18 protein-coding genes are annotated in these 19251 nt (G+C 53.8%); 5 read left to right on the plus strand and 13 right to left on the minus strand.

The features are described from left to right. The first annotated feature begins 237 nt into the window (after positions 1-237). Positions 238-1275: a tRNA/rRNA methyltransferase gene (locus AC1UKS_RS05510; RefSeq protein ID WP_013203467.1), complete on the plus strand. Its 1038-nt coding sequence runs from the start codon at positions 238-240 to the stop codon at positions 1273-1275. 66 nt (positions 1276-1341) lie between these two features. Here AC1UKS_RS05510 and emrB read toward each other — a convergent pair whose 3' ends face one another. The 12 genes from emrB to AC1UKS_RS05570 all read right to left on the minus strand — a co-directional run bounded on the left by emrB (position 1342) and on the right by AC1UKS_RS05570 (position 15080). Beyond that, positions 1342-2877: a multidrug efflux MFS transporter permease subunit EmrB gene (gene emrB / locus AC1UKS_RS05515; RefSeq protein WP_013203466.1), complete on the minus strand. Its 1536-nt coding sequence runs from the start codon at positions 2875-2877 to the stop codon at positions 1342-1344. A gap of 17 nt (positions 2878-2894) precedes the next feature. After that, positions 2895-4067 (minus strand): multidrug efflux MFS transporter periplasmic adaptor subunit EmrA, encoded by a 1173-nt coding sequence (emrA, locus tag AC1UKS_RS05520; RefSeq protein WP_482436067.1) that lies wholly within the window; start codon positions 4065-4067, stop codon positions 2895-2897. A gap of 162 nt (positions 4068-4229) precedes the next feature. Then, positions 4230-4760 carry a transcriptional repressor MprA gene (mprA, locus tag AC1UKS_RS05525; RefSeq protein WP_013203464.1) on the minus strand — a complete coding sequence of 177 codons (531 nt, stop codon included), beginning with the start codon at positions 4758-4760 and terminating at the stop codon, positions 4230-4232. A gap of 712 nt (positions 4761-5472) precedes the next feature. Beyond that, entirely contained in the window at positions 5473-6657 is a 1185-nt protein-coding gene (locus tag AC1UKS_RS05530; protein WP_482436068.1) for an MFS transporter, read from the minus strand. Positions 6658-6797: 140 nt separating this feature from the next. Beyond that, on the minus strand, positions 6798-7793 hold the full coding sequence (proX, locus tag AC1UKS_RS05535; RefSeq protein ID WP_265911304.1) for a glycine betaine/L-proline ABC transporter substrate-binding protein ProX: 996 nt from the start codon (positions 7791-7793) through the stop codon (positions 6798-6800). 75 nt (positions 7794-7868) lie between these two features. Beyond that, positions 7869-9107 (minus strand): glycine betaine/L-proline ABC transporter permease ProW, encoded by a 1239-nt coding sequence (gene proW / locus AC1UKS_RS05540; RefSeq protein ID WP_482436069.1) that lies wholly within the window; start codon positions 9105-9107, stop codon positions 7869-7871. Next, positions 9100-10299, minus strand: a complete 1200-nt coding sequence (gene proV / locus AC1UKS_RS05545; RefSeq protein WP_482436070.1) for a glycine betaine/L-proline ABC transporter ATP-binding protein ProV — start codon at positions 10297-10299, stop codon at positions 9100-9102. Before proV ends, proW begins: the two co-directional genes overlap by 8 nt. 395 nt (positions 10300-10694) lie before the next feature. Further along, positions 10695-11654: a class 1b ribonucleoside-diphosphate reductase subunit beta gene (gene nrdF / locus AC1UKS_RS05550; protein ID WP_134822589.1), complete on the minus strand. Its 960-nt coding sequence runs from the start codon at positions 11652-11654 to the stop codon at positions 10695-10697. A 42-nt stretch (positions 11655-11696) separates the two neighbouring features. Beyond that, positions 11697-13802, minus strand: coding sequence for a class 1b ribonucleoside-diphosphate reductase subunit alpha (gene nrdE, locus AC1UKS_RS05555; RefSeq protein ID WP_482436885.1), 2106 nt, complete (start codon positions 13800-13802; stop codon positions 11697-11699). A gap of 17 nt (positions 13803-13819) precedes the next feature. Beyond that, entirely contained in the window at positions 13820-14230 is a 411-nt protein-coding gene (gene nrdI, locus AC1UKS_RS05560) for a class Ib ribonucleoside-diphosphate reductase assembly flavoprotein NrdI (protein WP_013203457.1), read from the minus strand. Between the two features lie 4 nt (positions 14231-14234). Further along, entirely contained in the window at positions 14235-14477 is a 243-nt protein-coding gene (gene nrdH / locus AC1UKS_RS05565) for a glutaredoxin-like protein NrdH (protein ID WP_482436071.1), read from the minus strand. Positions 14478-14753: 276 nt separating this feature from the next. Then, entirely contained in the window at positions 14754-15080 is a 327-nt protein-coding gene (locus tag AC1UKS_RS05570) for a DUF883 family protein (protein ID WP_053144600.1), read from the minus strand. Between the two features lie 162 nt (positions 15081-15242). On the opposite strand from AC1UKS_RS05570, the gene AC1UKS_RS05575 reads away from it, so the two are divergent. The 4 genes from AC1UKS_RS05575 (at position 15243) to AC1UKS_RS05590 (ending at position 18607) form a co-directional block, all read left to right on the plus strand. Then, positions 15243-15578, plus strand: coding sequence for a DUF2002 family protein (locus tag AC1UKS_RS05575; RefSeq protein ID WP_265911300.1), 336 nt, complete (start codon positions 15243-15245; stop codon positions 15576-15578). 160 nt (positions 15579-15738) lie between these two features. After that, positions 15739-17157: an S-methylmethionine permease gene (gene mmuP, locus AC1UKS_RS05580; protein WP_482436072.1), complete on the plus strand. Its 1419-nt coding sequence runs from the start codon at positions 15739-15741 to the stop codon at positions 17155-17157. A 49-nt stretch (positions 17158-17206) separates the two neighbouring features. Then, complete coding sequence (gene mmuM / locus AC1UKS_RS05585; RefSeq protein WP_482436886.1) at positions 17207-18079, plus strand: homocysteine S-methyltransferase; 873 nt, start codon at positions 17207-17209, stop codon at positions 18077-18079. 108 nt (positions 18080-18187) lie between these two features. Next, positions 18188-18607 (plus strand): hypothetical protein, encoded by a 420-nt coding sequence (locus tag AC1UKS_RS05590; protein WP_041692100.1) that lies wholly within the window; start codon positions 18188-18190, stop codon positions 18605-18607. Between the two features lie 71 nt (positions 18608-18678). Here the strand turns inward: AC1UKS_RS05590 and speG are convergent, their stop codons facing one another. Further along, entirely contained in the window at positions 18679-19236 is a 558-nt protein-coding gene (gene speG, locus AC1UKS_RS05595) for a spermidine N1-acetyltransferase (RefSeq protein ID WP_041692388.1), read from the minus strand. Positions 19237-19251 lie beyond the last annotated feature (15 nt).

Consider the following 19251-nt stretch of genomic DNA (forward strand, 5'->3'; position numbering starts at 1 on the left):
ACCGCATTCCTGAGTAAAAGTGACGATAATTATGGTTGAGAGAGTCTCAGCCAACAAAGTGGTTTGTTCAATGGGTATAATAGGCTGTGGCTGAGAGAATTTTCAGCATCTTCAACCCGGGAGAAGCGCGCTCTCTGCCCGGATAACGCGTGCAACGCGGTTTTAGTGGAAGTTGATAGCTAAGCGCCGCCACATCAGGTACTCTGCGCGCTTCGCGCTCAGCCAGGTGGAGGGAAAATGAACGACGAATTTAAAGGTAAAAGCGGCAAAGTCAAAGTGATGTATGTCCGCGGTGATGACGAGAGTAGCAAGGGCGGGCAAAATCCCCGCACGGGTAAAGGTGGACCTCGTCAGGATGGCAGTCGTCGTCCTTCTTCACGTAGTAACACAGACAGCAAACCGCGTGGCGGGCGCGATCGCGACGTAGCACCGGGTGATTCACCATGGCGTACGGTTTCACGCGCTCCGTCTGCAATTGATGACAGCAAACCGGATCACGGTGGCATCAGCGGAAAAAGCTATATCGACCCGGAGCAGATCCGCCGTCAACGTTTGGAAGAGACGCGTGTGTATGGCGAAAACGCCTGCCAGGCCCTGTTCCAGAGCCGTCCTGACTGTATCGTGCGTGCCTGGTTTGTCCAGGAAGTGACCCCGCGTTTCCGCGAGGCGCTGAAATGGATGGCGGCTAACCGTAAGGCTTATCATGTGGTGGACGAGGCCGAACTGGTCAAAGCGTCTGGCACAGAGCACCACGGTGGCGTCTGCTTCCTGATCAAAAAACGTGTCGGAATGCCAGTCAGCGAGTGGCTTTCCAATGCGGGCGAGAAAGATTGTGTTGTTGCTTTGGAGCAGATTGGTAATCCACACAACCTGGGCGGCATGATGCGCAGCTGTGCACACTTTGGTGCGAAAGGGTTGCTGGTGGATGATGCGTCTTTACTGGAGTCCGGTGCCGCAGTGCGCACGGCAGAAGGTGGAGCAGAGCATGTTCAGGCCATCAGCGGCGAAAGCTTTGCTGAAGGGTTGAATGCATTCCGTAAAGCGGGCTATACCATCGTAACCACGTCAAGTCATAAAGGAACCCCGTTAGCGCAGGCTGAACTGCCAGCGAAAACGGTACTGGTTCTGGGACAGGAACGTGACGGTCTGTCAGACAGCACCTGGCAACAGGGCGATCTGAGCGTCTCTATCGGCGGCACCGGCAACGTTGAGAGTCTTAACGTTTCGGTAGCGACCGGGATTCTGCTGGCAGAATGGTGGCGTCAGAACGCTTAAGCTGTTGCTCTAAAGAAAAACGGGCCCCGCAAGGGCCCGTTTTTTTTGGCTGAAACTCAGCAATCGTCAGTGTGCGCCACTGCCGCCACCGCCAGCACCAAATGGCGGACGGGCAAACCAGATCAATACCAGCAGGAACAGGAACACCGCCGCCGACGCCCAGAAGATCTCATTGGCGGAGATAATCAGCCCCTGATTGGTGATCTGTTGGGCAATCCAGGCCGAGGCCTGATCGTGGGTCATTCCCAACTGCTCCAGCTTGGTATACATCTCCTGCGAGTTAACGTTGTAAGCGTTCACTGACTCGCTAAGGTAGCTGTGGTGCATCGATTCCCGATCGGTCCACATGGTTGTGGTGATCGAGGTGCCGATGGAGCCCGCCAGCGTTCGCGTAAAGTTCGAAAGGCTTGAGGCCGCCGCCATCCGATCGGGGGGAAGCCCGGAAAGGGTGATGGTGGTCAGCGGCATAAAGAAGCAGGCCACCGCAAAGCCCTGAATAAATTGCGGCCACGCCGAGGCGCCAAAATCCATTCCCGGTTCAAACGTATACGCTCGCCAGTAGAAGCAGACGGCATACATGATGAAGCTGAAGGTCACCAGTTTTCGCATATCCAGCTTATGCGCGAACCGGCCGATAATCGGCGACAGGATCACCGGCAATATCCCAACCGGTGCCGAAGCCAGCCCCGCCCAGGTTGCCGTGTAGCCATAAACTTCCTGGAGCAACTGCGGCAACAGGACGATCGAGCCGAAGTAGAGCATATAGGCCAGACTGATCGACAGGCAGCCGATGGTGAAGTTTCGCGATTTAAACAGCGAGAGATCCACTATCGGATGGTCGTCCGTCAGCTCCCATACCAACAGGACAAGCAACGCGATGACCGCCACCACCGTCAACACAACTATTTCTGGTGAGCTGAACCAGTCCAGCTCTTTACCCCGGTCCAACATCACCTGCAGGCAACCTATACCCACGACCAGCAACACCAGCCCGACCGTATCTATCGGCCTGATGACGGTCTCCGTTTCCCGGTTTCGCAAGGTTTGCAGCGTCAGCATCACTACCACCACGCCAATCGGCACGTTGATAAAGAAGATCCACCCCCAGTGATAGTTATCACTGATCCAGCCACCGAGGATCGGCCCGCAAATGGGCGCCACAATCACCGTCATCGCCCATAACGACAGGGCGACGCTTCGCTTCGCTGGCGGATAGTTGTTGAGCAGCAAACTCTGTGAAAGCGGGATCAGCGGGCCTGCGACCACACCCTGAACCACGCGGAAGAAGATCAGCATGGTCAGGCTGTCGGACATGCCGCACAGCCAGGAAGCCACGGCAAACGCCGCCGTGGACCACAGGAACAGCTTCACCTCGCCTACGCGCTTGGCCAGCCAGCCGGTAATCGGGATGGAGATGGCGTTAGCCACCCCAAACGACGTGATAACCCAGGTGCCCTGAGAGTTTGAGGCGCCCAGGTTACCGGCGATGGTCGGGATAGCCACGTTGGCGATGGTGGAGTCCAACACCTGCATAAACGTGGCCAGCGACAGCGCGATGGTCATCAGAACAAGCTGAGTACCCTCAAGCGGTTTTTGTGCCATAACAGCCTCCCGCTTGCTTAACCTGCATTGGCGCGGATGATTTCAGCAATCATCTTGTCCGCAGGCGCCAGATCCAGAGCCAGCGCGTTGGTTTCATAAGCTGGCGCAGAGCGCACGCTGGTGGCCAGTACGCCGCCATCGGTATTGGTGGTATCCACCGTCACCAGCGTAGACAGACCTATACGCAGTGGATGCTGGGCGACTTCCTTCGGATCCAGCTCAATACGCACCGGCAGACGCTGAACCACTTTGATCCAGTTGCCGGTAGCGTTCTGTGCTGGCAGCAGCGAGAAGGCGCTACCGGTGCCCATGTCCAGACCGACCACTTTGCCGTGATAAACCACGTCGTCACCATAAATGTCGCTGACAACGGTGGCAGACTGACCGATGCGAACGCCGGCTAACTGAGTCTCTTTGAAGTTGGCATCGACCCACAGATTGTTAGCCGGGACGATGGCTAACAGCGGCGTGGTGGAGGAGATTTGCGAACCAACCTGCACGCTACGGCGGGAAACATAGCCATCAACCGGACTGACCACTTCGGTACGGGCTAAAGCCAGCCACGCATCACGCAGTTCAGCCGCGCTCTGTTTCACCGCCGGCTGATTTTCCAGCGACGTGTTGAGGACCATTGCCTGATTTGCATTGTATTGCTGCGTGGCAACATCCAGCTGAGCTTTCGCGGTGGCGACGGCATCACGCGCATGTTGCAGGTCTTCACGACCAATCAGGTTCGCAGCCCCTAAAGGCTCGCGACGTTTTAAATCTGACTGAGCCTGTTCCAGCGCGGTCTTTTGCAGATCGATGGTGGCCTGATACTGCTTACCATTAATGATTAGCTGGTGAGTCTGACGAACCGTTGTCGCCAGAGCGGTCTGCGCTTTTTCAAATGCCTGTTGTGCATCGGTTTTATCCAGCGTGACCAGCACATCGCCTTTTTTGACATAGTCGGTATTGTCGAACCAAACCTTGTTGACGCTACCTGAAACCTGCGCCATCACCTGCGCCTGGTTGCCTGCAACATACGCATCATCGGTATCCTGGTAATGGCGCAACACCATAAACCAGTACACCAGGTAAGCCACCCCGATAACAATGAACAGCACAGCAAGAAAAAGTAACGCTATTTTACGTGTTTTCTTCTTTTTAGCCGGCGGTTGCGGGTTTTGGATCTCCGCATTTGCACTCATGGTCTTCTCCACTTATCCATGCCAACCGGGCATGGCTCAAATGAGTCATGCCCGGATTCTAAAATGCCAGCGGGTTAGCGCTGGCATAAATCAAAAATTTGCGGTCTAAAATAGCGGTTACTGGCAGGCAGGTTGTCGCACAATATGCTATTGAAGGAAAGGTTATCGGGAAAGGGCGGTGACCACTTCCTCTTCGTCCATTTGATCCAGTCGGGTCAATAGTTTACGGGTGATCCCTTCGAGCTGAGATTTTTCTGAAGGATTCAGTGAAGACCACAACAGCTGCAGACATTTATGCTGAGGTGGCAGCAACTGACGCAGGAATTCATTCCCTTTATCGGTCAGGTGCAGGTGCAGGCAACGACGATCGCTGTCGCTTTCACGGCGTTCGATCCAGCCGCGTTTTTCCAGTTCATCGGCAATACGAGTCGCGTTGGTGCGGGATGATCCCAGCGCAGCGCTAAGTTCTGAAGGCTGAATGCTGTGATTTTCCTGCGCATCAAGAGTAATCAATGCCATAAACAACGTCTCGTTAATTCCCTGAGCCTTGAGCATTTTGTTGCGGTTTTCCAGCAGTTTGCTCTGCATGTGCATGCACAGACGCGTCAACATGATTTCCTGCAAAGGGAAATCTTTCTGGCGGTTAGCGCGGAAATTTAGCATCTGTTCAATGGGAGAAAACGAACTTTCCATCTGGGACCTCATAAGTTGCAACTGGTATCGTATCGATGGTGATAAGTCAAAACATCAATCCTGTCGGCAGGGGTTGTTCACATGCCGGTGGACACCATCAGTAATTTCCAGGTCACTCCATAACCCAGGGCGCTCAGCAGCATCAAAAAGGGCGATACTGCTGGTGTTATAAAAGGTAATACCTGATAAGCCTAAGCCCCTGAGGGTAAGCTCAAAACGGTCATCAATCTGAAGAAGCCCGAAACGCCAGTTAACAGCACTCTGCTGGTTGACGCGAAGCGGGCTCTGCTCAGTTGCAGACCGGTAATCCCCCACCGTCACGGCGGAGTTGATTTATTGGCGTGCGGTAATACCGCAAAGAGCGAATCAAACAGCGACGCTCCAACCCGCACACTCAGTAACAAGATGATCGTATTCTTGCCAGGTCCTTTACTCTGCCGTGGGGATCGACACCACCGCTCAACGCAAAGCACCGGGACGCAATAATGTGATTAAAACAAACAGGCTGGTTACTGCGAGCAACACACAATAGAAGAAGATCACGTGCAGCGGGGCAAATTGTCGGGACATTCTGAACGTCTTCCTGCCTGTGACTTAATAGTTTCATACGAAAAAATAACTAACCTGTATAAGTGCAGACTAACCATACCAGAGTGTGTAAACGCATAACAGGGCAGTCACCCTGAAATTTACGCAATTTACTATTTGCAGGCTAAGAAGTAGCCTGCTCATTATGTGCGCCGTGCCACCAGCTTAAAATATTAAGCAAAGTTAACAAAGCACCGGCACTACAAACGCCATACCAGCCAGCATGTTGGAACGCGGTCGCGGAAACCAGCGAGCCTACGGCACCGCCAATAAAGTAACTGGTCATATATCCGGCGGTTAAGCGGTTGCGTGCTTCGGGCATCTGCCGGTAGATAACACTCTGATTTGTAATGTGAACGGCCTGCACTGCCAAATCCAGCAGGATGATACCAATGATTAATGCAATCAATGAGTGACTTCCCAGCGCGGTGATCCCCCAGGAACACAGCATAATCGCCAGCCCGACGGTGGTGGTTAAGCGGGCTTTGCCTTTGTCGGCCAGCGTGCCGGCTTGTCTTGCCGCCAGTGCGCCCGCTGCACCCACCAAACCCAGTAACCCGATGGTCCCTTCAGAATAACCATAAGGCGGGGAAGCCAGCAGGAAGGCCATCGATGTCCACAGCACGCTGAAGTTGGCAAAGGCGAGGCAGCCGGTGATGGCGCGGGTTCTTAACAGAGGGGAATGCGCATACAGGCTGAAAATAGAGTTGAGCAACTGTCCGTAGTTCAACGGAACCGATTGCTTGTAGCGCGGTAAAAAGCGCCATAAGGCCAGGGCCATCAGCACCATAAGGACGCTGGCGACCCAATACACCGTGCGCCATCCGCCGAGTTGGGCAAGTCCACCGGCAACGGTTCTGGCTAACAGGATCCCCAGCAGCAAGCCGCTCATCACTGTGCCAACCACCTTCCCGCGTTTTTCCGGCGCGGCCAGGGTGGCGGCTAAGGGCACCATAATCTGTGCCACCACCGAGAAGAGTCCGGTGAGCACGGTGCCCAGTAACATTAAGGGAAGTGTTGGAGAAAGGGCGGTGATCACCATTCCTCCCGCCGCCAGCAGGCTCATGATGACAATCAGGCCACGGCGTTCCAGCATATCGCCCAGCGGCACCAACAGCAGGAGTCCGGCGGCATAGCCAAGTTGGGCGGTGGTAACGATAAAGCCGGCTTGATTAACGGAGAGGTGAAACGTGCGGGCGACGGTCTCCAGCAAGGGCTGTACGTAATAGTTACAGGCAACCGACAGACCTGTTGCCACGGACATCAGGGCAACCAGAGAGGGAGTAAGACCAGCTTGCGGGGATTTCATCGCGCTCAGTATGGTAGTAAAATTCTGAGGGGTAATGGTAACTCAAATTACTATTTCACTCACAGGTTAATTAACAGGACAAACCAGTACGAAAAAGGGGCGACGCCAGCGCCACCCCTATCTACCGTGAAGAATGCAGTTTATTTCGCTGCAGACATCGCGTCTTTCACCCAACCATCAAACTGTGCCTGATGACCTTTGATCCAGCCATCAACGTGCGCGTTAATGTCGGCTTCAGAAGACTGGCCCTGATGCATACGGGAGTTCTGTGCATTGATATCCGCAATAGGCAGCTTCATCTCTGAGAACAGTTTCGCCGCTGCCGGGTTTTTCTCAGCCCAGGCTTTGTTGGCGACGATATGCATGGTGTTGACCGGGAAACCGTAGTTCGCCCCGTTCGGCAGCTTGGTATCCACATCCTTCTGTGCGCCAGGCATAGAAGAGAATGGCACCTGCAGCCAGACGGTATCGCGGCCCGGAACCAGCACATCGCTCACCCAATAAGGCGTCCAGGTGTAATACAGGATCGGTTTACCTTCTTTGAAGCGGGTGATGGTATCGGCAATCATCGCCGAATAGTTACCCTGGTTATGCACCACGGTATTGCTCAGGTCATAGGCTTTGATCTGGTGGTTAATCACCGCTTCACAGCCCCAGCCTGGCGTACAACCCGTCAGGTCAGCCTTGCCATCGTCGTTGCTGTCGAACAGCTTCGCCAGCTTAGGATCTTTCAACTGGTCGATACGGGTAATGTGGTATTTCTCGGCGGTTTTCTTGTCAATCAGGTAACCCTGTGCGGCCCCCTGAACATAGGTGCCTTCGCGGAAGAACTTCTTATCGCCGCCTGCTGCGTTGTACATATCATCATGTAACGGCTTCCAGTTAGTGGCAATAAAGGTGCCGTCACCCGCAGCGATAGTGGTATAGGCGACGTTGTAATCCACTTCACTTGGCTGATCAACGGTGTAACCCAGCTTTTCCAGCGCACGGCTGACCAGCAGGGTCTGGAAGGTTTCTTCTGAAATGGTGCTTTGAACGGGCTTAACGGTAATGCCTTTGCCCGGCAGATCGGCGGCGGAAACCTGAGTGGCGACCAGGGTAGTCAATGCGGCGGCTAACAATGCTGTCTTATGCATGGGATATCCTTTTTTGAGTTATCGTAGCTTAGGCTGCCGGTGGCGCGGCGGGCACGCCATCAGCAGCAGAAGGTGTTATTTGATAAACGGACGGGTGAACAGGCCCAGTGGTCCGGTGTTGTACCAGCGGCGAGCGCCCCGGCTGCGGCTGTCGCGGCCAACTGACTGCGTCAGGCGATCGAGGATGATGGCGAGGATAACGATGCCCACACCACCGACGGTAGCCAGACCCATATCCAGACGACCAATTCCGCGCAGAACCATCTGACCCAGGCCACCTACCGCGATCATCGAAGCGATAACCACCATCGACAGTGCCAGCATCAGCGTCTGGTTTACGCCAGCCATAATGGTGGGCATCGCCAGCGGCAGTTGCACTTTAAACAGCATCTGACGCGGGCTGGCACCAAAGGATTCACCGGCTTCAATCAGATCGGCGGGCACCTGCTTAATCCCGAGGATGGTCAGACGAACAATCGGCGGCAGTGCAAAGATAATGGTGACCACCACGCCCGGCACGTTGCCGATACCGAACAGCATGACAATCGGCACCAGATACACGAACGCCGGGGTGGTCTGCATCGCATCCAACAGCGGCCGGATAATTTTCGCCGCCCGGTCGGATCTCGCCAGCCAAATACCCAAAGGCAGACCGATCAAAATACAGAACAGCAGGGCGGTGAGTACCAGCGCCAGGGTGACCATCGCCTGCGACCAGGCACCAATCGCCCCTATCGCAATCAGTGAGACCAGGGTGGCGATACCCATTCCGAGGCTGGACATCTGCCAGGCAATCAGGGCGAAGATCACAATGGCGACCGGCGCCGGCATACCCAGCAGCAGCTGCTGGAAAGCGCTGAGGATATAATCCACCGGCACACGAATGCCCTGGAACACCGGACGGAAGTGGGAAACGATCCAGTCGATACCGGTGGTCACCCAGCTGTCCAGCGGGATCAGCGTCTTGTGGAACGGGTCGAGAATATTGAAGTGCTCGGCTTGTGGTGCCGGCGTGCTGTTTAACCAGTCGCTGCCGCTGGCCGCCGCAGCATCATGACCCCCTGATGGCGTTCCCCATGCATCGCCGCCGCCAGTTGGTGCTGCGTCTGTTGGGGCGGACGTTGCGGAACCGCCGTCAGCAGGAGTTGAAGAAGCGGCGCCACCATCGGATGGCGCGGCGGTAGACCAGGGATCGCTGCTGCTGGCGGCAGACTGGGTACTGTCAGTTGCCGGTGCGCTGGTGGCTGCAGGGGCGTTAGTCGCAGGCGTGCTCGAAGCCGCCCATGGATCGGTTGCGGTTGTTTGTTCACTCATTGCTGGCTCCTTCGCGGTCTAATGCCTGTAGTAACGTGCCTTTGGAGATAATCCCGATGTACTGATGGTCTTCACCGACAATCGGCACGGCACACGGTGCCTGAGCCACGTGAGTCAGCAAGTCACTCAGCGAGGTATCGCCAGGAACGGCGGCAGGAGTTGCAAGGATGGCGCCATCCAGACCCTCACCGGAAGCCAGCGCGGCTTTCAGCGAGTCGGTGGAAACCACACCAACGAAGCGTTGTTTTTCAAGAATGTAGCCGTATTCACGGTCAGCATCCTGCAACAGCTTAAGCGCCGAGCGAGGGCCAAAGCCGGGGGCTTTACGCATCAATGCGCCCGCGCTGCGACGGGCAATATCTTTCGCGCTGTACACGTGGCTGATATCCACGCCGCGGAAGAAGGTGCGGACATAGTCATTCGCCGGATTATTCAGGATTTCATCCGGGGTTCCCACCTGGATGACTTCACCGCCCTGCATAATGGCAATTCGGTCGCCAATGCGCATGGCTTCATCAAGGTCATGGGAAATAAAGACGATGGTGCGCTGGTGGCGCGACTGCAGTTTCACCAACTCATCCTGCATTTCGGTACGGATTAACGGATCCAGTGCTGAGAAGGCTTCATCCATCAATAAAATATCCGGATTAATTGCCAGAGCGCGGGCTAATCCAACACGCTGGCGCATACCGCCAGATAATTCGTCCGGGTAAGCATGAGCATAATTATCCAGGCCTACCTGACGCAGGGCATCAAGCGCTTTTTCCTGACGCTCCTGCAGCGGGATGCCAGCTAATTCCATGCCAAATGCGGCATTATTCAGAACTGACATATGCGGCATTAATGCGAATGACTGGAATACCATGCTGATTTTATTTCTGCGAACTTCACGCAGCGCGCTGTCGGATATTTTGGCAATATCGACGCCATCAATGATGACCTGACCCCTGGTGGGTTCTATCAGACGATTGAGAAGGCGAACCATGGTGGATTTTCCTGAACCGGACAACCCCATGATCACGAATATCTCGCCTTCTTCAATGGCCAGACTGGCATCTTTCACCCCGAGAGAGAGTCCTGTTTTCTCGAGCAGTGCTTCTTTGCTGATCCCCTTCTCGATGTGCTTAAACGCACGATCGGGATTTTCCCCAAATACCTTATATAAATTCTTAACTTCTAGTTTAATTGCCATGCAATATTTAAATTCCTTGTTAGCGGTTAATTTCTTATATTTCTTCTTTTACCTGGTTGAATATTAGCGGGCTATACCGTAGCACACTGAGATTCTGAGGCAACCCTTCAGGCGCAGTGCGAAAATTATCACTGAGACAGCGATCTCCGAAAAATTCAGCAGGGGTAAGGGATTGCAGCGAATTGAGGTGCGGGAAAATAAATGAATATTTCGCTCAGGATCATCCGACAAAGCGCCGAATTATTGCCTCAGCACCAGTGATTTGTTGTGAAATATGCCACATAAAACTGCCATTAATCTGTTATTCAATTTTTGTTGAACGACTGATTAATAAAAAATAAATGACGGGTGATGAGAGGAAAGATGGCTGCCGGGCGCAGCCATCTGGCAGGCAGTTAAAAATTCCAGTCTTCGTCTTCCGTATCGACCGCTTTGCCCATTACATAGGATGACCCCGATCCGGAGAAGAAATCGTGATTCTCATCGGCGTTAGGCGATAGTGCGGAGAGGATGGCCGGGTTCACGTCGGTCATTTCTGCCGGGAAAAGGGCTTCATAACCGAGGTTCATCAGTGCCTTGTTGGCGTTGTAGTGCAGGAATTTTTTCACCTCTTCGCTCCAGCCCACGCCGTCGTACAAGGCTTCGGTATAGGCCAGTTCGTTTTCATACAGCGCCAGCAGTAACTCTACGGCAAATTGCTGCAGCTCATCCTGACGGGCAGGGCTCTCCTTTTCCAGCGCTTTCTGGTACTTATAGCCGATGTAATACCCGTGCACCGCTTCATCTTTGATGATAAGACGGATCAGGTCGGCGGTATTGGTGAGCTTGCCGCGGCTTGACCAGTACATCGGTAAATAGAAACCTGAATAGAACAGGAAGGACTCCAGGAACACGCTGGCAATCTTCTTCTTAAGCGGATCGTCATGATGATAATGTTCCAGAATGATTTCTGCTTTGCGCTGAAGCGGTTGATTATCCTCGCTCCAGGCATAGGCGGCATCCACATCGGTGGTATGACAGAGCGTTGAAAAGATCGAGCTGTATGAACGGGCATGCACGGCTTCCATAAAGCTGACGTTAGACATCACCGCTTCTTCATGTGGTGTGACCGCATCCGCCATCAATGCCGGTGCGCCAACGGTATTCTGAATGGTGTCCAGCAAGGTGAGCCCGGTAAATACGCGGATGGTCAGCTGCTGTTCATCCGCATTCAGGCTATTCCAGGCGGGAATATCATTGGAGAGCGGCACTTTTTCTGGCAGCCAGAAGTTGGAGGTCAGACGGTTCCAGACTTCCAGATCTTTATCATCTTCAATCTGGTTCCAGTTAATAGCGTGTACACGTTTTAAGGTCATATTTTTTCTTCCGGGACGCGTTATCCGCCCCTTATGGTGAGCTTACAGCGAGCAGGAAACGCAGCCTTCTACTTCAGTGCCCAGCAGGGCCATCTGACGCAGGCGAATGTAGTACAGCGTTTTAATGCCTTTCTTCCAGGCGTAAATCTGCGCCTTATTGATATCGCGCGTGGTGGCGGTATCGCGGAAGAAAAGCGTCAGAGAAAGACCCTGATCGACATGGCGCGTGGCCTCGGCATAGGTGTCAATAATCGCTTCGGGGCCGATATCATAGGCATCCCGGTAGAACGCCTGATTGTCGTTATTCATAAACGGTGCCGGGTAATACACGCGGCCAGTTTTACCTTCTTTACGGATTTCAATCCTCGACACGATCGGGTGAATGCTCGACGTCGCGTGATTGATATAGGAGATAGAGCCGGTCGGTGGGATCGCCTGAAGATTCTGGTTGTAGATCCCGTGCTTCATCACCGCTTCACGCAGTTCCTGCCACTCTTTCTGGCCCGGTAACGTAATTCCCGCGCGGGCAAACAGCGCGGCGACTTCGGGTGTACGTGGCTGCCAGCTTTGCTCAACGTACTGAGCGAAGTATTCACCGCTGGCGTAACGCGATTCTTCGAAACCGGCAAAGCGCTCTCCACGCTCCTGAGCAATCAGGTTAGAGGTGCGCAGAGCGTGATAGGTGATGGTATAGAAATAGAGGTTGGTGAAGTCCAGCGCCACCTCAGAGCCGTATTGAATGCCTTCGCGTGCCAGATAGCCGTGCAGGTTCATTTGCCCCAGGCCAATGGCGTGCGACTGGGCATTGCCACGTTCAATTGAAGGAACTGAATGGATATGGCTTTGATCGGACACCGCCGTCAGACCCCGCACCGCAATTTCCACCGTGCGTGAAAAATCTGGCGAATCCATCGTGTGGGCAATATTCAGTGAGCCAAGATTACAGGAGATATCCTTACCGATATGGCGATAGCTGAGGTCGTCATTGTATTCGGTAGGCGTGTTCACCTGCAGGATCTCAGAGCAGAGGTTGCTCATGTTAATCCGGCCTTTAATCGGGTTCGCGCGGTTTACCGTATCTTCAAACATGATGTACGGATAGCCGGATTCGAACTGAATTTCCGCCAGCGTCTGGAAGAATTCACGTGGATTGATAAAGGTGCGGGTGATGCGTTCGTCCGCCAACATCTCTTGGTATTTTTCGCTGATGCTGATATCCGCGAACGGCAGGCCGTAAATACGCTCAACGTCATACGGCGAAAACAGCGCCATCTGCTGGTTAGTCTTGGCCAGCTGGAAAGTGACATCGGGAATGACCACGCCAAGCGACAGCGTTTTAATACGGATTTTTTCGTCGGCGTTTTCGCGCTTGGTATCCAAAAAACGCAGGATATCCGGATGATGAGCATGCAGATAAACGGCACCTGCGCCCTGACGCGCGCCAAGCTGATTGGCGTAAGAGAAGGCGTCTTCCAGCATTTTCATCACCGGGATCACGCCCGATGACTGGTTTTCGATACGCTTTATTGGCGCACCCGATTCACGTAGGTTGGAAAGCAGAAAAGCGACGCCACCACCGCGCTTGGAGAGTTGTAAAGCGGAGTTCACCGAGCGGCCAATCGACTCCATATTGTCTTCAATACGCAGCAGGAAGCAGGAAACCAGCTCGCCTCGCTGCTGTTTTCCACAATTGAGGAAGGTGGGCGTGGCCGGCTGGAAACGACCAGACAGCATCTCTTCCATCAACGATAAGGCCAGCGACCGATCGCCTTTGGCCAGGGTCAACGCCACCATGCAGACGCGCTCAGTAAAGCCTTCCAGATAGCGTTTACCATCAAAGGTCTTTAGCGTGTAGCTGGTATAAAACTTCCACGCGCCAAGGAAGGTCTGGAAGCGGAAACGGCGTTTATACGCCTGCTCAAAAAGCGAACTGACAAATTCAAACGGATAAGCATTCAGCACGTCGGCTTCGTAGTAGCCCTCTGAAACCAGGTACTGTAAGCGCTCACCAACGGAATCAAATTTCACGGTGTTCGGCAGAACATGTTGCAGGTAATACTGACGCGTGGCTTCTTTATCTTTCTCAAACTGAATGTTGCCGTCGGCATCGTACAGATTGAGCATCGCATTAAGCGAGTGATAATCCAGCGCGGCCGGATTCGGGGTTATGAGTGTACTTTCTGTCGCTGCCAAAATTCGGTTACTCCCTGATAAACGTTGGCGATGTCGTCGGCGGTGCCCAGTAGCTCGAAGCGGTACAGGCATGGCACCTGGCATTTCTGCGCAATGATGCTGCCGGCCAGGCAATAGGCTTCGCCGAAATTGCGATTACCGGCGGCAATCACGCCGCGGATGAGTTGGCGGTTACTGACATCGTTTAAAAACTGGATGACTTGCTTAGGTACCGCGCCCTGACTGGTGCCGCCGCCGTAGCTGGGCACCACCAATATATAGGGTTCATCCACCTGCAAACGCTGCGCGGCATCCAGTGGAATGCGGCGCGCAGGCAGGCCGGTGCGGATGACAAAACGGTGTGTGTTTTCAGACTGGCTGGAAAAATAGACCAGCGTCGACATCGTCTTAACCCTGCATCGCTGTAAGTGGGCGAAGTGCGGAGATTTTGTCCGGGCGGAAACCGCTCCAGTGATCGTCTTCCGCCATCACGACGGGCACCTGGCGATAACCCATTGATTTTAGCGTTTCGACGGCAGCCGGCTCGTGGTCGAGGTTAACCAGCTGGTAATCGAGGCCGTGTTTCTCCATGGCATTTTTTGTCGCATTGCACTGGACACAGTTGTTTTTTGTGTAAATAATAATGCGCATGATTCGTATTTACCTTGTTGGCTGATTGACGTCTCGTCTGGCACGCTTTTTGCTGCAATACGCTGCCGTCGCTTCACCACATGTAGTGGCTGGGTTGATGAGGTAAATACTAGATATAGTGGTTTGAGAATGCAACCATACAATATCCAGGTATAAGGCTTTTCTTCGTCAGGAAAATGGACAGGCCTTGTCAGGCGCGGGATGCAGCGTTTTAAGACCGGCAAAAAAAATCCCCACACCATCAGATGCGGGGATTTGTCTGTAAAGTAAACGAAACTAGTTACGCGATGAGGTGGTCGTTGCAATCAACGCCCCAACAAAAATACCTAATGCAGTACCAATCCCAACTCCATGCCACGGTTTGTCACGCACATAAGAGTCAACTTGCCCGCCGGCATCTTTTGCCGCCTGGGTTACACGGTTATTGCCGTGGAGTTTGGCGCGAGTCTCTTTCAACATCGCTTCTGCGCGGGAACGTGCACCGTCGACTTCATCTTTAGTCTTACTTCCGTAAGATTTCAGCAGATCGTCAAGGGTATCGGCCAGCTGATTGACGTCCTGATTGATATCAATGTCTTCATTTTTAGTGTTTCGGTTAAACATTTTTCTCTCCCTTGGAAATGAAACGTACTATTAACTATAGACCATCATGCAGATTTTTAGTGACCCGGACCGGAAAGCAGGGCGTTTATGGATTATTCCGAAAGCGCTTAACCTTCACGCTGTTGTAAGGTTGCAGGGTTGGCACGTTTTAGAGGAATGAGTATGTATTTACGCCCTGATGAAGTTGCTCGCGTACTGGAAGGTGCGGGATTTGAAATGGATGCGGTCACCGCAAGAGCCTATGGTTACCGTCGAGGCGATAACTATGTCTACGTTAATCGTGAAGCGCGCATGGGCCGTACCGCACTGATTATTCATCCTGTGTTGAAGGAAAAAAGCCACGGATTTGCGCATCCGGCCTCCGATATGAAAGCCTGTGAAGAGTACGTGCAGTTTCCGATGTATCTGGCTGGAGATAACCAGGATCACTACGGCATCCCCCACGGTTTTAGTTCCCGCGCGGCGCTGGAACGCTATATCGTAAACATGTTTGGCTGAGTAATCAGCCCGTTGAGTTTTCGGCGCACGCCTTGGTCGCGCTGAAAATCTCGCCCCCGCACGATCATCCCCCACACTCAGTAACGTTGCTTTCACCGGCCAGAATCGGTATAACGCTGACCCATGTAGAAGTTTAGACGTCTAAACGGATAAATCAGCGATGCAGCAAAGCAAGCCCGATACAACGCAACAATTCAAGCGCAGCATGAAAGCCCGCCATCTGGTGATGCTCTCGTTAGGCGGCGTGATTGGCACCGGCCTGTTCTTCAATACGGGCTATATCATTTCCACCACGGGTGCAGCTGGCACCTTGCTGGCCTATATCATTGGGGCGCTGGTGGTTTACCTTGTGATGTTAAGCCTTGGCGAGCTGTCGGTGGCGATGCCAGAGACCGGTGCCTTCCATGTTTATGCGGCGCGCTACCTGAGTCCGGCAACGGGGTACACCGTGGCATGGCTTTACTGGCTGACGTGGACGGTCGCCCTTGGCTCAAGCCTGACCGCTGCGGGTTTCTGTATGCAGTACTGGTTCCCGCAATCGCCGGTCTGGCTGTGGTGCCTGCTGTTTTGCGCGCTGATTTTTATGCTGAACGTGGTCTCTTCCCGCTTTTTCGCGGAAGGGGAATTTTGGTTCTCAGTGATTAAAGTGGTCACCATCCTGGCCTTTATACTCCTCGGCGGGGGAGCCATGTTCGGTTTTATCCCGCTGAAGGATGGCAGCAGCGCGCCGTTCTTCCATAATCTCACCGCCTCTGGCTGGTTGCCGCACGGCGGCCTGCCGATCCTGATGACCATGGTGGCCGTCAACTTTGCATTCTCGGGTACCGAGCTGATTGGCATCGCGGCGGGTGAAACCGAGAATCCGCACAAAGTTCTGCCAATGGCGATCCGCACCACGGTCGCACGGTTGATCATTTTCTTTGTGGGTACGGTACTGATCCTGGCAGCGCTGATCCCGATGGATCAGGCGGGGATCGTCAAAAGCCCGTTTGTGATGGTCTTTGAAAAGATCGGTATTCCTTATGCGGCAGATATCTTTAACTTTGTGATCCTGACGGCGATCCTCTCGGCGGCGAACTCGGGCTTATATGCTTCGGGCAGGATGCTCTGGTCGCTGTCAAATCAGAATACCTTGCCTCGCTGTTTCGCCAAATTGACTTCCCGCGGCATCCCATTGATGGCAATTTCAGTGAGCATGATCGGTGGCTTGCTGGCGCTGTTTTCCAGCGTGGTTGCGCCGGATACGGTGTTTGTCGCGCTGTCGGCTATTTCAGGTTTTGCGGTGGTGGCCGTTTGGCTCAGCATCTGTGCTTCGCATTTCTTCTTCCGCCGTGCTCATGTGCGGGCGGGTAAGCCGCTGGCAGACTTGAAATACCGTGCGCCATGGTATCCGTTGACGCCGATCCTTGGGTTCCTGCTTTGCTTGCTGGCCTGCGTCGGTCTGGCGTTCGATCCGGAACAACGCATTGCGCTATACTGCGGCCTGCCTTTCGTCGCGCTATGCTATGCGGCCTATCATTTCACTCAACGATTAAAAAATCGCGAGCTGGCAAAGGAGAGTGTGCGTGTTACCGAATAATCTTTCTGTAGAACAACAGGTGGCAGCGGGGCTGGTGCTGGATGGCGCAATGGCCACCGAACTTGAAGCGCGCGGCTGCGATCTGACCGACGCGCTGTGGTCGGCTAAAGTGCTGATTGAGAACCCTGAACTGATTTATCAGGTGCACTACGACTATTTCAACGCGGGCGCGCAGGTGGCCATTACCGCCAGCTATCAGGCAACCCCGCAGGGCTTCGCCAAACGTGGGCTGAGTGAAGAACAGTCGCTGACGCTGATTGCACGCAGCGTGGAGCTTGCCAGCCGTGCCAGAGCGGATTACCAGGCTGCCGAACCGCAGGCCGGCAATTTGCTGATTGCCGGCTCTGTCGGGCCCTACGGAGCCTATCTGGCGGATGGATCCGAATACCGGGGTGATTACAGCCTGCCGCAAGCAGAGATGATGGCCTTTCATCGCCCACGTATTCAGGCATTGGTTGCCGCTGGGGCGGATATCCTCGCCTGTGAGACGATGCCATCCTTTGCAGAGATTCAGGCGCTGGTGGCCTTGCTGGCCGAGTTTCCGGGTACCCCTGCCTGGTTCTCATTCACGCTGCGTGACGGGGAACACCTGAGTGACGGTACGCCATTAAGCCAGGTCGTCAGTCTGCTGGAGAGTTGCCCGCAGGCCGTTGCGCTGGGACTGAACTGTATCGCGCTGGATAAAGTGACGGCTGCGCTGCAGAACCTCTCCTCACTGAGCAAAAAGCCGCTGGTGGTCTATCCCAACTCCGGCGAGCAGTACGATGCGATCGGCAAAACCTGGCACAGCGATGCCTCAACCTGCACATTGATCGACAATCTTTCTGCCTGGCAGTCTGCCGGGGCTAAACTGATCGGTGGTTGCTGCCGCACAACGCCTGCGGATATCGCCGCGATTGCTCAGCGCTGTCATTCGCGATAACCCGCTGAAAATTTGTTTTATTACGCCCGCAATGGTCGGGCGTAATTAATGAAAACCCGTCAGACTCCGCTTAGACTATTCTGAATATTTAAATTGGCAGGAATGCATATGAGAAGGCTTTTGCTGGCGCTGGCTTCAGCGTGGTTATTGAGCGGATGTGCCACCATTGTTGGCGATCAGACCCAGGACGTTTCCATCCAGACCTGGCCTCAGGGCGTGAAATTTGTGGTGCAGGATGAAACGGGAAGGGCCGTTGCAGAAGGGATTACCCCTAAAACAGTCTCACTGCTGAAGTCTGATGGCTCGTACCTTGGCAAGAAGAAGTACACGCTGCAACTGGAGCGCGCGGGTTATGTGCCGCAGACGATCCCACTGGAAGAGAGAGCCAACCTCTGGTACATCCTCGGCAATATCCCGCTGGGTGGCATTCCTGGCTGGCTGTTTGTCGATCCGTTTAATGGCGGCATGTACAACATCCATCCGGAAAAAGTGAATACCATTATGAATCCGGTGGGCGCGCGCGGCTAGATGCGGACAACCAGGGGAAGATCGCTCTTCCTCTGGTAGCGCGTTCTGACGGGTTCAAAACCGTCCCTACGCTATTGCGCCGTCGGGTTCAGCATTACGTGTGCGGGTTTATGTTTTGCCAGATACTGCTGCTGGAAAATGCACATGCGAATGGTGTTACGGTATTCGCCGTTAATAAAGAATTCGTGGATAAGTTCGCCTTCAATATCGAAGCCTAATTTGGTGTAGATGTGAATGGCTTTCTTATTTTCTTTATCAACGATCAGGTAAAGTTTATACAGGTTCAGCACGGAAAATCCGTAATCCATCGCCAGCTTGACGGCTTTACTGGCAAGGCCTTTCCCTTGATGGCTGGGGGCAATGATAATCTGAAATTCAGCACGTCGGTGAATATGGTTAATCTCAACCAGTTCAACCAGTCCCGCTTTATCCCCTTCAAATTCCACCACAAACCGACGTTCGCTCTGATCGTGAATATGCTTATCGTAGAGATCGGACAGTTCCACAAACGCTTCGTACGGCTCTTCAAACCAGTAACGCATAACGCTGGCGTTGTTATCAAGCTGGTGAACAAAACGCAGATCTTCACGTTCGAGAGGACGCAGTTTTAAGCCATCTTCGGCAGGCATGGGAGACATATAAGT

It is taken from the genome of Erwinia sp. AK-PDG3-5 (assembly GCF_056821705.1).